At 72.2% G+C, this 14284-nt stretch carries 12 protein-coding genes; 7 read left to right on the plus strand and 5 right to left on the minus strand.

From position 1 onward, the window contains the following. Positions 1 to 95: 95 nt before the first annotated feature. Positions 96 to 554: a GNAT family N-acetyltransferase gene (locus ABZS54_RS29780; RefSeq protein WP_355542794.1), complete on the plus strand. Its 459-nt coding sequence runs from the start codon at positions 96 to 98 to the stop codon at positions 552 to 554. 11 nt (positions 555 to 565) lie between these two features. Here the strand turns inward: ABZS54_RS29780 and ABZS54_RS29785 are convergent, their stop codons facing one another. Next, positions 566 to 802, minus strand: a complete 237-nt coding sequence (locus ABZS54_RS29785) for a hypothetical protein (RefSeq protein WP_355542797.1) — start codon at positions 800 to 802, stop codon at positions 566 to 568. 466 nt (positions 803 to 1268) lie between these two features. Between ABZS54_RS29785 and ABZS54_RS29790 the strand changes: the two genes are divergently transcribed. Beyond that, positions 1269 to 3041, plus strand: coding sequence for a hypothetical protein (locus tag ABZS54_RS29790; RefSeq protein ID WP_355542800.1), 1773 nt, complete (start codon positions 1269 to 1271; stop codon positions 3039 to 3041). Here ABZS54_RS29790 and ABZS54_RS29795 read toward each other — a convergent pair. Further along, positions 2965 to 3918: an A/G-specific adenine glycosylase gene (locus ABZS54_RS29795; RefSeq protein WP_355542803.1), complete on the minus strand. Its 954-nt coding sequence runs from the start codon at positions 3916 to 3918 to the stop codon at positions 2965 to 2967. The genes ABZS54_RS29790 and ABZS54_RS29795 overlap by 77 nt on opposite strands. Positions 3919 to 4099: 181 nt before the next feature. Between ABZS54_RS29795 and ABZS54_RS29800 the strand changes: the two genes are divergently transcribed. Next, positions 4100 to 4945, plus strand: a complete 846-nt coding sequence (locus ABZS54_RS29800) for a hypothetical protein (RefSeq protein ID WP_355542806.1) — start codon at positions 4100 to 4102, stop codon at positions 4943 to 4945. Between the two features lie 75 nt (positions 4946 to 5020). On the opposite strand, the gene disA is transcribed toward ABZS54_RS29800, so the two are convergent. Together disA and radA are read right to left on the minus strand one after the other, a co-directional pair. Next, complete coding sequence (gene disA, locus ABZS54_RS29805; RefSeq protein ID WP_020549623.1) at positions 5021 to 6130, minus strand: DNA integrity scanning diadenylate cyclase DisA; 1110 nt, start codon at positions 6128 to 6130, stop codon at positions 5021 to 5023. Positions 6131 to 6479: 349 nt separating this feature from the next. Beyond that, positions 6480 to 7871 (minus strand): DNA repair protein RadA, encoded by a 1392-nt coding sequence (gene radA / locus ABZS54_RS29810; protein ID WP_355542809.1) that lies wholly within the window; start codon positions 7869 to 7871, stop codon positions 6480 to 6482. A gap of 133 nt (positions 7872 to 8004) precedes the next feature. Between radA and ABZS54_RS29815 the strand changes: the two genes are divergently transcribed. Then, positions 8005 to 9513, plus strand: a complete 1509-nt coding sequence (locus ABZS54_RS29815) for a hypothetical protein (RefSeq protein ID WP_355542812.1) — start codon at positions 8005 to 8007, stop codon at positions 9511 to 9513. A gap of 117 nt (positions 9514 to 9630) precedes the next feature. Next, positions 9631 to 11286 carry a hypothetical protein gene (locus ABZS54_RS29820; protein ID WP_355542814.1) on the plus strand — a complete coding sequence of 552 codons (1656 nt, stop codon included), beginning with the start codon at positions 9631 to 9633 and terminating at the stop codon, positions 11284 to 11286. Positions 11287 to 11473: 187 nt separating this feature from the next. Here the strand turns inward: ABZS54_RS29820 and ABZS54_RS29825 are convergent, their stop codons facing one another. Then, a complete protein-coding gene (locus ABZS54_RS29825) occupies positions 11474 to 12217 on the minus strand; it encodes a hypothetical protein (RefSeq protein ID WP_355542817.1) in 744 nt (247 codons plus the stop codon). A 107-nt stretch (positions 12218 to 12324) separates the two neighbouring features. On the opposite strand from ABZS54_RS29825, the gene ABZS54_RS29830 reads away from it, so the two are divergent. Together ABZS54_RS29830 and ABZS54_RS29835 are read left to right on the plus strand one after the other, a co-directional pair. Continuing rightward, positions 12325 to 13251 carry a Ppx/GppA phosphatase family protein gene (locus ABZS54_RS29830; protein WP_355542820.1) on the plus strand — a complete coding sequence of 309 codons (927 nt, stop codon included), beginning with the start codon at positions 12325 to 12327 and terminating at the stop codon, positions 13249 to 13251. Positions 13252 to 13406: 155 nt separating this feature from the next. Next, positions 13407 to 14237, plus strand: a complete 831-nt coding sequence (locus tag ABZS54_RS29835; RefSeq protein WP_355542823.1) for a sugar phosphate isomerase/epimerase — start codon at positions 13407 to 13409, stop codon at positions 14235 to 14237. The last annotated feature ends 47 nt before the right edge of the window (positions 14238 to 14284 follow it).

Here is a 14284-nt window from a genome sequence, read left to right on the forward strand (position 1 = left end):
GCGGCCCCAGGGTGAGTGCTCGATGCCCGAATTCGGCGGCGGCCGGGTCGGCGCGCACCCCGGGGTGGACCGGTCGGGATTTGTAGGCTCTCGGCATGACCATGACCATCCGCCCGGCGACGGCTCGGGATCTGCCCGGGCTGCTCGCGCTGTACGCCGAGTTCCATCCCGACGACGTGCCGCTGCCGATCGAGGACGCTCACCTGATCTGGGCGGACATCGCCACGCAGCGTGGTCGCACGGTGCTGGTCGCGGATCTGGACGGGAACATCGTCGGAACCGCCGACTGCGCGGTGCTGCCCAACCTCACCCGGGGCGGGCATCCGATCATGTTCGTGGAGAACGTCGTGGTGGCGGCGACGCGCCGCAGGCAGGGCACCGGCCGCCGGCTGTTGGTCGCCGCCGGCACGCTTGCCGCCGACGCGGGGTGCTACAAGCTGCAACTCTTGGCCGCGGACACCGCCGAGGCAGGCGAGTTCTACCGGGCCTGCGGCTTCGAGAGCCTGGCCCAGGGCTTCCGTCGATACCTGCGACCCGTCTCCGGCAGGGCCTAGCGGGCCGCGCGTTACCTGCCCGTGCGCCAGGGGCCGCCGAGGGAGCCCTCCGGTGGGTCGGCCGGGCCGTTGTGCAGCCAGCCGGTGCCTCGGCAGTGCGGGCAGCGGGTGCCGGCCCAGATCGTCGACACCTCGCGATGCCGGCTGCGATACACCCGGCCGGAGGTGTCCAGACCGGTGCCCTGGCAGCCCATGCATCGGATCGCGTCGCCCGCCGTGGACTCGTCGTCTCCGGCTTCCTCCGTCACCGCGTCCCCCTTCGATCGGTGTGCGCCCCGTGACCGAGCCGTATCGCGTTCCGTAGTGGGCGCGTGTACACCCAGTATTCGCGGGCCGTGCGCTCGGCGCCGGGATTCGGGGCACAAAGGTTTCCGGGTCGGGTGCGGTCGCGGTGCGTGGGGTCGGTGCGCCGCCGGGCCCGGGCCGCGGCGCTCGGGTCGACCGGAAGTGCATTGCGATTCTTTTACCCGGTCGCTTCGCTGCGTCGGAAAGAAATAACCGCCGAACCGTCACGCACCGCTCGGATTGCCGATACAGTTTTCGATCGAATTGTCGAGCGTCGAACAGGGTGAATTCGGGCGAATATTTCCACGATGATATTATTGCGCCGATCGGTGTGCGGGACGACAAGAGCTCGGGGGCAGGGCGGTGGGCGTAGAAGGCGCCTTGGTCGAAAAGAATTCGACTGAGGGTATCGAGAATACCGATCCGGAAATGTTGCGAAAGAGACCGTGGTATCGGCCGGACGCGCGGACCGGATGGGCCTTGGCCGTCGTGCTGGTCCCGGCGTTGCTGCTCGGACTGGCCGCCTTCCGACGACGCTGGATCGGCGACGACGGCTTGATCTTCGTCCGTGTCTCGCAGCAGATCCTGGATGGGAACGGGCCCAACTTCAACGTGGGCGAGCGCGCCGAAGCGGCGACGTCCACGCTGTGGCCGTGGCTGCTCGCGCTGGTCGGCGGGGTGACCGGGATCGACCTGGTCGCCGTCGCGGTGTACGGCTCACTGGTGTGCGCGGTAGCCGGCCTGGCGATCGCCACGATGGGCACGCGGCGGCTGTACCGCAACCTCCCGGGCGGTGGGTGGCCGCTGCCCGTTGGGGCGCTGGTGATCGCCGCGCTGCCGCCGTTCTGGGACTTCGCCACGTCCGGCCTGGAGATGGGGCTGATCTTCGTCTGGTTGGGGGCGAGTTGGTCGCTGCTGGCCCGGTTGGACCGGGACGGTTCCTTCGCGCGCCAGGCGTGGACCTCGTTCGCGCTCGGCATGGGCGTGCTGGTGCGGCCCGACCTCGCGCTGGGCACGATCGTGTTCGCGGTGGCCGCGTGGCTGCTGCTGCGGCCGACCCGGAAGCGGTTGGCCCTGCTCGCGCTGTGCGGCGGCCTGCTCCCGGTGCTCTACCAGATCTTCCGGATGGGCTACTACGGCGTTCTGCTGCCGAACACGGCGATCGCCAAGGAGGGCACCAAGACCGACATCGGTCGCGGCTGGACCTACTTCGAGGACTACGCGAGCCCGTACAACATCTGGGCGCCGCTGCTGCTCACCGTGGTGGCGGTCGGTCTGTTGGTCACCGTGGGCCGCTCGGTCGGCGACTTCGAGCGCTACCGGATCCGGGTGCTCACCGCGACCGCGCTGGTCGTGGGCACGGTGCTGCTCGGCTACGTGATCGTGGTCGGCGGCGACTTCATGCACGCCCGGCTGCTGCTGCCCGGCACGTTCGCGTTCCTGCTGCCGGTTCTGGTGCTGCCGTTGCAGCGGCTGTACGCGAGCACCGCGGCGGGGCTGGCCGTGTGGTCGGTGGTCTGCGCGGCCTCGATGCGGGTGCCGTACCAGGGCTTCGGTCCGCAGAACATCGAAGACACCCGCGCGTGGTACGTGACCTGGACCGGCGAGCGGAACCCGGTCACCTCCAAGGCCTACCGGGACGCGTTCGTGAAGCGGCTCGAAGGCGTCGGCGCGGAGTGGAAGACGGACACCGCGACGCCCGGCGCGCAGTTCGTCTACCTGACCTACTACCACGAGCCCGACAAGTTCTGGATGTTGAACTTCGACTTCCGCTCCGCGCCGCTCAAGTATCACGTCCCGGTCACCGACTCGGTGGTCTACGGCGCGCTCGGACAGCCCGCGGTGCTGGTGCCCACCTCGGGGCTGGCGATCGACATCTTCGGTCTGGCGAATCCGCTCGGCGCGCACCTGGACCTCGACTATCGGACCCGGTCCGGGCACGACAAGCTGACCTACATCGAATGGATTCTGGCCGACTTCACCCAGCCGGGTACCCAACTGGACATGCGCAACGTCGATCCGGCCAAGGTCGAGGCGGCCCGGCGGGCATTGAACTGCGGCGGTATTCACGAACTTCAGGAAGCGACCCGCGAGCCTATGTCGGTATCGCGATTCTGGAAGAACCTCATCGGGTCGCCGAAACGGAACTCGATGCGGATTCCGACGAACCCGATCGACGCGGAGAAGAAGTACTGCCGCTGAGCGGACCGACGGGCAGCCGGTACACGCCGGCCGCCAACGGCTCGACCAGGCCGTCCGCGACCAGCCCGTCCAGTGCCCGGGCGCGTTGGACGGGCTCGTCCCACACCGCGTTCAACGCGGACTGGGACACCGGTCCGGCGCTGTCCCGCAGCACCGCGAGCAATCGACCGCGGACCTGGCGGTCGGTGCCCGCGTAGGTCTGGCCGCGCCGGGGCGGGCCCTCGTACGCGGGTTTGCCCGCCAGCCGCCATGCGCACAGCGCGGCGATCGGGCAACCCACACACTTGGGCGACTTCGCGGTGCACACCAGCGCGCCGAGCTCCATGATCGCCACCGCCCAGGTCGCGGCGCGCTCCGCGGCGGCGGGCAACAGCGTGGTCGCGGTGCGCCGCTCGGCCGGCGTGGTGGCCTGCGGCGGGTACTCGACGCCGTCGATCGCCCGGCCGATCACCCGGCGCACGTTGGTGTCCAGCACGATGTGCCGCTGCCGGAACGCGAACGAGGCGACGGCCGCGGCGGTGTACTCGCCGACGCCCGGCAGGGCCAGCAGATCCGAGTGTGCGGACGGGACTTCGCCGTCGTGGCGCTCGACCATCGCGACGGCCGCGCCGTGCAGCCGCAGCGCGCGGCGCGGGTAGCCGAGCCGGCCCCACATCCGCACCGCCTCGCCCGGCTCGTCGGCGGCCAGCGCGGCCGGCGTGGGCCAGCGGGTCAGCCAGGCGTCGTAGACCGGCAACACCCGGGACACGGGGGTCTGTTGCAGCATGAACTCGCTGACCACGACCGCCCACGCGGATGCGTCGGAGGTCCGCCAGGGCAAATCGCGTTGATTGGCCGAATACCAGTCGAGGATCGGCTCGTGCAGTGCGTGTGACATCTCTCCCCGATCCTCGCACGTTACGTGAGGTCACTCGGGCGAGTGATGGTGGCTTCTGCCCGCAAATGCCGGAATACGCCTGCGACCAGGGCTTCTTCGACCGCGACACGGCACGAAATTCCAACGCTTTCGACGGTGTGGCTACACCGGACGGCGTAACGATCTCCCCTAGAGTTTGCGCGTGGACTCGATGCGCCGTCCCGTGGGTCACCTGCCGTCAACCGTGTATTGGCGACGGCGGGTCGTCGTGCTGCTCGCCCTCGCGCTGTTGATCGCGCTGGTGGCCTGGGCATGCACTGCCGGTGGGGACTCCGACGACAAGAAGAACGCCTCGGACAAGAAGTCGATCGCGTCCGGATCGGCCTCGCCCGATCCGAGCGCCATCACGCCGGGGCCCAACCCGACCAACGGCGCCAACCCGCCGATCCCGGGCGGCGGTACCGGCACGCCCGGCGCGGGCACCTCCGGCGCGTCGGCGGGCACGGCCGGCCAGCCCGGCGGGCAACCGGGTGGCCAGAGCACCGGGCAGCCCGCGGGTACGGCCGGCAGTGGCGGCACCGCGCCCGGTGGCGGCAAGGCCGCACCCGGTGGCGGCATCTGGTGCACGCCGAACATGATCCGGGTGCAGATCCAGCCGGTGGAGTCGGGCAAGAGCGCGTACAACGCCTCGCAGAACGTGGCGCTCAAGCTGATCGTCACCAACCAGACCGGGCCGACCTGCTACGTCGACCTCGCGCCGAGCCGCGCCTACATCGAGGTGCTCTCCGGCAACGACCGGCTGTGGAGCTCGGCCGACTGCGCCGCCGGTGCGCCCACCGACGTACGCCAGTTGCAGCAGGGCGACGCCCAGGCCGTCTCGATCATTCGCGACTGGGCCTGGACCCGCTCCAACGCCGGGCAGTGCGCCACCAACGGCGGGCAGACCAAGGCCGCTCCCGCGGACAAGGCCGCCTACCGCGCCAAGGGCACGCTGGCGGGCCTGGAGCCGTCCGGCGAGTTCGTGTTCACCGCGACGGTGGGCAAGTAGCGGACGATACATCCGAGCACGAGAAAGGGCCCCGGCGCGTGCGCCGGGGCCCTTTCTCGTGTCGTACGACCGCGGCTACACGTAGCGCTCCAGGATCGAGGACTCGGCGAGTCGGGACAGGCCCTCGCGCACGCTGCGGGCCCGGGCCTCGCCGACGCCGTCCACGGCCTGGAGGTCGTCGACGCTGGCCGCGAGCAGCTTCTGCAGGCCGCCGAAGTGCTCCACGAGCCGCTCGATCACCACGGGTGGCAGCCTGGGGACCTTGGCGAGCAGTCGGTAGCCGCGCGGGCTGACCGCGGAGTCGAGCACCTCGTGGCCCGACGTGAAGCCGAGCGCGCGGGCCACCGTCTGCAGATCGAGCAGATCGGCGTGCGCGAGACCGTCGAGCTCGGCGAGCACGTCGGCCTCGGTCCGACCGCGCTTGATCGCCCGCTCGGGCACGTAGTCGCGGGCGACCAGCTTGCGGTCGTCCTCGACGCCCGCGATCAGCTCTTCGAGTTGCAGCGAGAGCAGTCGCCCGTCGACCCCCAACTCGGTGACGTAGCCGTCGATCTCACGGGCGATCAGGCGCACCATCTCCAGACGCTGGGACACCGCGCACACGTCCCGCACGGTGACCAGGTCCTCGATCTCCAGTGCGGACAGCGTGCCCGACACCTCGTCGAGCCGGAGCTTGTATCGCTCCAGGGTGGCCAACGCCTGGTTGGCCCGGGACAGGATCGCCGCCGAGTCCTCCAGCACGTGTCGCTTGCCGTTGACGTAGAGCGCGATCAGGCGCATGGACTGGCTCACCGAGACCACCGGGTAGCCGGTCTGCTTGTTGACCCGCTCGGCGGTGCGGTGCCGGGTGCCGGTCTCCTCCGTCGGAATCGACGGGTCGGGGACGAGCTGGACGCCCGCCCGGACGATCTTCGTGCACTCGCGGTCGACCACGACCCCGCCGTCGAGCTTGCACAGCTCGCGCAGCCGGGTCGCGGAGAACTCGACGTCCAGCACGAAGCCGCCCGTGGAAAGCGCCTCCACCGCCTTGTCGAAACCAAGCACGATCAGGCCGCCCGTGTTGCCCCGGAGAATGCGCTCCAGGCCGTCGCGCAGGGCGGTGCCCGGGGCCACGGATTGCAGCGCGGCCCTCACGAGGGCCGCGTCGGCACTCGTGCCCTTGTCGGTCCGGTCATTCGTAGCCACAGAACTCCCCGTGGTCGTTGCCATCCTCGGCCGGCCATCGGCCGTCACCCGGGCATTTGCTCCGGTATGCACGGCCGGGAGCGCCTCAGGACCTGCGGTCGACACAGGTCGGCCGCTACGTCGGAAGATCGGTGGAAAAGTCTAGTGCCTCCCGGCAGCCGACCGGTCGCCTTATCCGGCCCGAAGCCGTGTTTCGGCACAGGTCGTGCATGCCGTTCCGCTTGTCGAGTATCTCCGAGACGACGCCTGGTCACTCCTCGGGGCATGGAAAGTTGCCGGCCGGCCATGACACACCGTCCCGCCGGTGTCCCGTCGAGGTCTGCTCCGGGCGGGCCGGCGTCGGGCCCGCTCACTCGCGGTCGGCCTTGCGCTCGCGATGCGAGACCAGGTTGAAGGCGCGCAGCGCCTCGCGAATGTCGGCCACCTCGATCACCTTCATGCCCTTGGGGATCTTGCCCGGGTCGGGCGGCACCAGCGCGTGCGTGAAGCCGAGCCGGAACGCCTCGGCGAGCCTGCGCTGCACGCCGGTGGCCCGGCGGATCTCGCCGGCGAGGCCGACCTCGCCGACCGCGACCAGCTTGGACGGCAACGGGTGGTCGGCGGCGGCGCCCGCGAGCGCGAGGGCCGCGGCCAGGTCGGCGGCCGGTTCGGTGAGCTTCACGCCGCCGACGGTGGCGGTGTAGATCTCGGTCTTCTCCAGGCGCACTCCGCCGCGCCGCTCCAGGACCGCGAGCACCATGCCCATCCGAGCCGAGTCGAGCCCCGAGGTGGCCCGGCGCGGGGTGGGGATCTGGGACGGCGCCACCAGCGCCTGCACCTCGACCACGAGCGGGCGCTTGCCCTCCAGGGTCACCGTGACGCACGTGCCGGAGACCGGCTCCTGGCGCTGGGTCAGGAACAGGCCGCTGGGGTCGGTCAGGCCGGTGATGCCCTCGTCGTGCAGCTCGAAGCAGCCGACCTCGTCCGCCGTGCCGTAGCGGTTCTTGATCGCGCGGACCAGGCGCAGCCGGGCGTGTCGGTCGCCCTCGAAGTGCAGCACGACGTCGACCAGGTGCTCCAGCACGCGCGGGCCGGCGATCGAGCCGTCCTTGGTGACGTGGCCGACCAGGACGGTGGCGATGTTGCGTTCCTTGGCGATGCGGATCAGCGCGCCGGTGACCTCGCGGATCTGCGACACGCCGCCGGGGGCGCCGTCGATCGCGGGCGAGGCGATGGTCTGCACCGAGTCGACCACGAGCAGCGCCGGTTTGACCGCGTCCACGTGGCTGATCAGCGCGGCGAGGTCGGTTTCGGCGGCGAGGTAGAGCTCCTCGTTCAGCGCGCCGATCCGGCCCGCGCGCAGTCGGACCTGGGCGGCGGACTCCTCACCGGTGATGTAGAGCGTGCGCGCGGCCGGCGAGGCGGACTTGCTGGCCACGTCCAGAAGCAGGGTGGACTTGCCGACGCCGGGCTCGCCCGCGAGCAGCACGACCGCGCCCGGGACCAGGCCGCCGCCGAGCACGCGATCCAGCTCCTCGACGCCGGTCGAGCGGAACTTGGCCGCCTTGACGTCGATCCGGCCGATCGGCAGCGCCGCCGTGGTGACCGGGCCGGCCACGATCGAGCGGGCCTTGGGGGCGCCGAACTCCTCGACCGTGCCCCACGCGTGACACTCGTTGCAGCGACCCAGCCATTTCGGCCCGGTCCAGCCGCATTCGGTGCAGCGGTACGACGGGCGATCCTTCGTGGTGGTCCTGGCCATGCCAGGAACGTTAACGGCCCGCGCCGACATCGATCGCCGGCCGCCGATCGATCATGGTCGGAATGTCTTGATCCTGTCACCGAGCCGGTAAAGCGATGGTGACCATGGGGCCTTCTCCCTACCGTGGGGCGGCATGGCGGGTGGGGACGTTGCGGGGCAGGGATCCGGTACGACGGACGTGACGGGCGCGGCGCCCGACGCCGTCGCGTTGTACGACGCCCACGGCGACGCCCTGTTCGGGTTCTGCGTGGCGCTGGGGTACGAGCCGGCGGTCGCGGCGCGGGCGCTGCGCGCGACGCTGGCGACGGCGCCCGAGCGGATCCGCGCGCTGCGCGAGCCGGGCCGGGCCAGGGCGCTGCTGTACGGACTGGCGCGGGTCGAGTGCGCGCGGGAGGCGGTCGACCGGCGCGGGCCCGGGGTGGTCGAGCAGGTGTTGGCCGCGGGCGGGGCGGCCTGGTCCGTGCCCGATCGGCAGCGGCTGGTGCCCCTGGTCCCGTACGCGTTGTGGGCGGTGGACGAGGTCGAGCGGATCGTGCTGGACCTGTCCGTGCGGCATCGCCTGCACGATCGGGAACTGGCCGATGTGCTGACGCTGTCCGAGCGGCGGGTGGAACGTGCGCTGACCCGCGCCCGGGAACAGTTCGAGCACGCGCTCGCGGTGTACGCGGTGGCCACGCACGCGCGGCGGGACTGCCCCGAACTCGCGCTGCTGCTGCCGGACGCGGGCGCGGCGGTGGAGGCGTCGCTGCGCCAACCGCTGTACCTGCACGTCGACTCGTGCCCGGACTGCATGGTGCTGCGGCCGGGGGAGGTGGACACGCGGGCGGTGTTGGCCGCGGCGGTCTCGCCCGCGGCGCCGTACTCGATCCGGACCGAGCTGCTCGCGGCCGGGTCGAGGGGCGCGGGTGGGTGGGACGCCGGCGGGCCGGTCGACCGGAGCGGCTTTCCGAAGGGGATGGGCCGGCCCCGCTCGCGGGTGCCGGTCGTGGTGGCGGGTGCGACGGCCGTGGCGCTGGTGCTCGGCCTGGCCGTGCTGGTGCGGCCGGGCGACGGGGACGCCGGCTCGCCGGTCGCGCGGGGTTCGGCCCAGGTTCCGGATCAGCCGGTGGTCATCCATCCGCCCACGGTGCCCACGCACGCGCCGAGCGTCGCTCCGTCGAGGCCGGCCGGGTCGAGCGCGCCGACCTCGATGCCGAGTACGCGCGCCGGCAGCACGAAGCCCACCACCCGCAGCACCGGCGGCAGGAGTGCCAAACCCCCGGCGGCCGGCCCCGCGTCGGCGGGCGGGCTGCCGCTGAACCGGCCGCGGTCGGTGGAGGCGACGCAGGGCAATCCGGCGCCGCGGGGCACGCTCGGGTGGTCGCGCACAGCGGTGGACCTCGACGCGGACGGTGCCGCGCAGACCGTCCGGCTCACCGCGACCGGTGGGCCGGTCACGTGGTCCGTGGCCATGTCGGAAAACGATTGGCTCACGGTGAGTCCGAAATCCGGAACGCTGGCCAATGGCCAGTCGATATCGATCACGATCTCGGCGAATTCGGACAGCACACCGGTCGCCACGTGGGAGGTCACCCTTTCGGCGGATCCGACGGGAGCTTCGCTCGTGGTCCGCGGCGCGAGTCGTCGCGTGGATGTTCGATGAAGGAATCCGGCCAAAGGTGACGAATATTCACTCGAAAGTATGATTGTCAACCTCGAAAGGCGTATGAAAGTGCAAATCGCCTGAGTTGGCGGCTCTCGGACACCTACGTTCACGAGCGTGACGGATTCGGTGACCGGCCCGACGGCCTCCCCCGGAGGGGCTCCTCGCTTCGCCTCCCCCGCCGCGGTGCTCTCGTGGGGACGCGCTGCCTACGACGCCTACGCCGAAGGGCTCTACACCTACTGCCTCTCGGTGCTCCGAGATCACCAGGCGGCGGCGGAGTCGCTGCGCAGCACCTTCGTGCTGGCCGATCGTCACATCGGCCGGCTCCCCGACCTGGATCTGCTCAAACCGTGGCTGTACGCGCTCGCCCGGTACGAGTGCCTGGTCCGGCTGGACGCACACGTGCGGGTGGGCGCCGGACCCGCGCGGCCCGAGGACGTGCGGGTGGTGTGGGCGCACGAGCGCAGCCTGCCGCTGGCCGCGGACGTCGACGAGGCCGCCGGTCCGTTTCCCGGCACCGAGGCGGGCCGATCCCCCGCCCGGCGCGGCGACCTGGACGAGCTGGCCTGGCCGGACGCGGTGGGCCTGGCGCCGGAACAACGCGAGGCGCTCGAACTGTCGGTGCGACACGGGCTCGACCCGCGCGGCCTGGCCGCCGTGCTCGGCTGTGACGAACACCACGCCCGCAGTCTGCTCCTGGCGGCCGGCCGGGAGGTGGACCGGACCCGGGCGGCGATGGCGGGCGCCGAGGAGTCACACGGGTGCCCCGAGGGCCAGGAACTGGCCACCGGGCGACTCACCTCCGTGCTGCGCGAGCGCCTGATCACGCACGTCGAGACGTGTCGGCGGTGCGGACCGCAGGTGCGCCGCGCCGCGACCGGCCTGGCGCCGACCACGGGCGCGGCGGCGGCGCCGGTCGGGCTCGCGCTGATCGCCCCGCCGGCGGCGCTGCGGATCGAGGTGCTGGGCGAGGTCGGCCAGGGGCGCTCGGCCCAGCGGCCGCCGGAGATCGCCCGGCGGGTCGCCGAGTTCGACCGGGCCGGTTTCCCGGTCTTTCGGGCCGGCGTGATCGAGCGCGGCAATCGCCGCCGGGCCACGGTGATCGCGGCGGTCGTGGTGGCCGCCGTGGTCGCCGCGCCCGCGCTCGCCCTGTGGCAGGCGTCCGGCGGGTCCGCCGGCGAGTCGAGCGTCAAGGCCGTCACCATCGCCTCCGCGCGGGTGGAGAGCCCGGGCGGCCCGGCTGCGGCGTCGCCTCCGATCGAACCGGCGCGGTCGCCGGCCACGACGGGGACCCCTGCCGCCCCGGGTTCGCCACGCGGGCAAGGCTTCGCCCCGATCCCCTCCGCGGCGGTGCCCGCCTCGCTCGCGTCCGAGGTCGTCGCGCCCGGTGTCGCCGCCCTCGCGCCGCCCGACCCGCCTGCTCCCGTGCCGCCGCTGGTGACCGCCACCCACACCGGTGACCACACGCTCGTCACGCTGCGCAACACCGGCTCGGTCCCGGTCGACTGGCAGGCCCGGACGGCGGCGACCTGGCTGCGACCGAGCCCCGCGCACGGCACGCTCGCCCCGGGGCAGCAGGACACCGTCACCGTCTCGGTCGATCCCAAGCGGGCCCCGCGGGGGGCGTGGACGGCCACGGTGGTGGTGGATCCGGGTGGCACGGTGATCACCATCGAGGGCCGCACCGGCGAGCCGACGCCGTCCCGCCGCCCGGCCGACACACCCCCCGCGAGCACACGGCCGCCGCGCAGCCCGGGGCCGACGGGCTGAGCCGAGCCCGCGCCGAGCGGCCGGCGAGCCCGCGACGAACCGATCAGCCGAGCCGATCAGCCGAGCCGATCAGCCGAGCCGAGCCCGCGACCGGCTGCGCCGAGCCGACGGGCCCGCGCCGAACCGACCGCGACCGGCCGCGCCGAGCCCGCGCCGAGTCGACCGGCCGAGCCCGTGCCGGCTGGGCTCAGTCGATCGGATCCGCCGGGTGCGGTGCGATCGGCCGGCCGCCCGCCAGCCTGGCCTCACACGCCGCGACCAGCACCGCGTATGCCGCCTCGCCCATCAACTCGCGCAGCTCCGGGCCGTACGACTCGTACACCGGCTCGCCCGCGCCGTGTGCCTCGGTACTGCCGGTGCACCACCAGTGCAGGTCGTGGCCGCCCGGGCCCCAGCCCCGGCGGTCGTACTCGCCGATCGTCACCATCAGCACGCGGGTCTCGTCCGGCCGGTCGATCCAGTCGTACGTCCGGCGCACCGGCAATTGCCAGCACACGTCCGGCTTGGTCTCCAGCGGGTGTACGCCCTCACGCAGCGCGAGGGCGTGCAGCGAACAGCCGGTGCCGCCGGCGAACCCCGGCCGGTTCAGGAACACGCACGCTCCGTCGACCAGGCGCGTGCGCTTGTCGCCGTCCTCGAACTCGCTGACGCCCTGCTCCATGGCCAGGTCGTGGAACTGCCAGGTCTGCGGCGTCAGCCGTTCCGCCCACGCCAGCACCCGCGTCTCGTCGTCCTCGTCCGACCAGTGCGCGCCGAGCGAGCAACACCCGTCGGGCGCGCGGCCGGCCACGACGCCGTGACAGCCGGCGCCGAAGATGCACTGCCAACGCGAGGTCAGCCAGGTCAGGTCACAGCGAAAGAGCTGATCGGCATCCTCGGGGTCGGGGAACTCGAACCAAGCGCGCGGAAAATCCAGGTCTACCTCAGGCACGGGACAAGCCTAGAGCGTGGGTGCCGGATCGTCCGGCGGGCAAAGGTGTGGCAACCGAGGGAACGCCCCCGCTCGGGCGTCGGGGGCGACGGATTACCTTCGTGACCATGCGACTCGGTGTTCTCGACGTGGGCTCCAATACGGTCCACCTGCTCGTGGTCGACGCCCATCAGGGTGCTCGACCCCTTCCCGCGTACTCGCACAAGCGCGAGCTGCGCCTGGCGGAACTTTTGGAGCCGGACGGAAGCATCGCCCCACACGGGGTCGATCTGCTGGTCCGGACGATGGCAGCCGCTCTGGAGATCGCCGAGGACAAGGGCGTCGAGGACCTGCTGCCGTTCGCCACGTCCGCGGTGCGCGAGGCGGCCAACTCCGAGGCGGTGCTCGATCGGGTGCGGCGCGAGACCGGCGTGGACCTCCAGGTGCTGACCGGTGCCGACGAGGCCCGGCTGACCTTCCTGGCGGTGCGCCGCTGGTTCGGCTGGTCCTCCGGGCGGCTGCTCGTGCTCGACATCGGCGGCGGCTCGCTGGAGATCGCGGCGGGCGTGGACGAGGAGCCGGACGCGGCGGCCTCGCTGCCGCTGGGCGCGGGTCGGCTCACCCGGTCCTGGCTGCATACCGACCCGCCGTCGCCGGACGAGATGCGGGTGCTGCGCAAGCATGTGCGCGCGGAGATCGCCCGCACGGTCGCCGAGTTCAGTCGGCTCGGTCGGCCCGATCACGTGGTGGCCACCTCCAAGACGTTCAAACAGCTGGCCCGGATCGCCGGCGCGCCGGCCTCGGGCGAGGGCCCCTACGTCAAGCGCTCGCTCAGCCGGGCCGGTCTGGCCGACTGGCTGCCCCGGCTCGCGGCGATGACCGCGAGTGAGCGGGCCGCTCTGCCGGGGGTGTCGGTGGGCCGGGCCCCGCAGCTGGTCGCGGGCGCGATAGTCGCCGACGCGGCGTTGGACCTGTTCAACGTGGGCGCGCTGGAGGTGTGCCCGTGGGCGCTGCGCGAGGGGATCATCCTGCGCCGCCTGGACTGGATGGACTGAGGCCGGCCGTTCACCCGGATGCAGTGGCCGCCGCCCGGCTCGCCCGCACCGATGTGTGGGATAACGCCGGGTCGGCGGTCGATGGTTCTACTCTGGGCGACGTGGCCGACCACGACATACTCCACGGTACGGGGGCCGACACGTCCGAGGCGCGGGTGCCGGACGCGGTTCTGCGTGTGCCCGACGCGAAGATCGCCCTGTCCACCGCCTCCGTCTACCCCGAGTCCACCGCCGACGGTTTCGAGATCGCGGCCCGGCTCGGCTACGACGGGATCGAGGTCATGGTCTCGACCGACCCGGTGAGCCAGGACATCGAGGCGCTGCGCCGGTTGTCCGACCACCACGGCGTGCCGATCGTGTCCGTGCACGCGCCCTGCCTGTTGATCACGCAGCGGGTGTGGGGGACGGACCCGTGGACCAAGCTGGTGCGTGCGCGGGACGCGGCCGAGCGGCTCGGCGCGAAGACCGTCGTGGTGCATCCGCCGTTTCGCTGGCAGCGCAGCTACGCCCGCGACTTCGTGCGCGGCATCGACCGCATGGCGGGCGAGACCGACGTGCTGTTCGCAGTGGAGAACATGTTCCCGCTGCGTTACCGGGACAAGGAGGTCGCCGCGTACGCGCCGGACTGGGATCCCTCCGACGAGGACTACCGGCACTTCACGCTCGACCTGTCGCACACGGCGACCTCGCGCTCGGACGCGCTGGACATGCTGGCCCGGATGGGTGACCGGCTCGGGCACGTGCACCTGGCCGACGGCAGCGGCTCGCTCAAGGACGAGCACCTGGTGCCCGGACGCGGCACCCAACCGTGCGCGGAACTGCTCGAACACCTCGCGCGCACCTCGTTCGGCGGGGCGATCGTGCTGGAGGTCAACACCCGCCGAGCCGCCTCGCGCGCCGAACGCGAGGCGGATCTGGCCGAGGCGCTCGCGTACACCCGGCTGCACCTTGCGGCCGAGGCGGAGGCGGAGCGGCGCTATGGCTGAAGCGCGAACCGCCGCCGGTGCGGCCGGCGCGCGGCGCGGTCCGGGTC

The organism is Embleya sp. NPDC005575 (assembly GCF_040605455.1).
Lineage (GTDB): Bacteria > Actinomycetota > Actinomycetes > Streptomycetales > Streptomycetaceae > Embleya.

What these genes read in the sequence shown, in the direction of transcription:
- ABZS54_RS29780 (WP_355542794.1), top strand. Translation starts at nt 96, where the DNA reads ATGACCATGACCATCCGCCCGGCGACGGCTCGGGATCTGCCCGGGCTG.
- ABZS54_RS29795 (WP_355542803.1), bottom strand. Translation starts at nt 3,918, where the DNA reads ATGTCACACGCACTGCACGAGCCGATCCTCGACTGGTATTCGGCCAAT.
- ABZS54_RS29830 (WP_355542820.1), top strand. Translation starts at nt 12,325, where the DNA reads ATGCGACTCGGTGTTCTCGACGTGGGCTCCAATACGGTCCACCTGCTC.
- radA (WP_355542809.1), bottom strand. Translation starts at nt 7,871, where the DNA reads ATGGCCAGGACCACCACGAAGGATCGCCCGTCGTACCGCTGCACCGAA.
- ABZS54_RS29815 (WP_355542812.1), top strand. Translation starts at nt 8,005, where the DNA reads ATGGCGGGTGGGGACGTTGCGGGGCAGGGATCCGGTACGACGGACGTG.
- ABZS54_RS29790 (WP_355542800.1), top strand. Translation starts at nt 1,269, where the DNA reads ATGTTGCGAAAGAGACCGTGGTATCGGCCGGACGCGCGGACCGGATGG.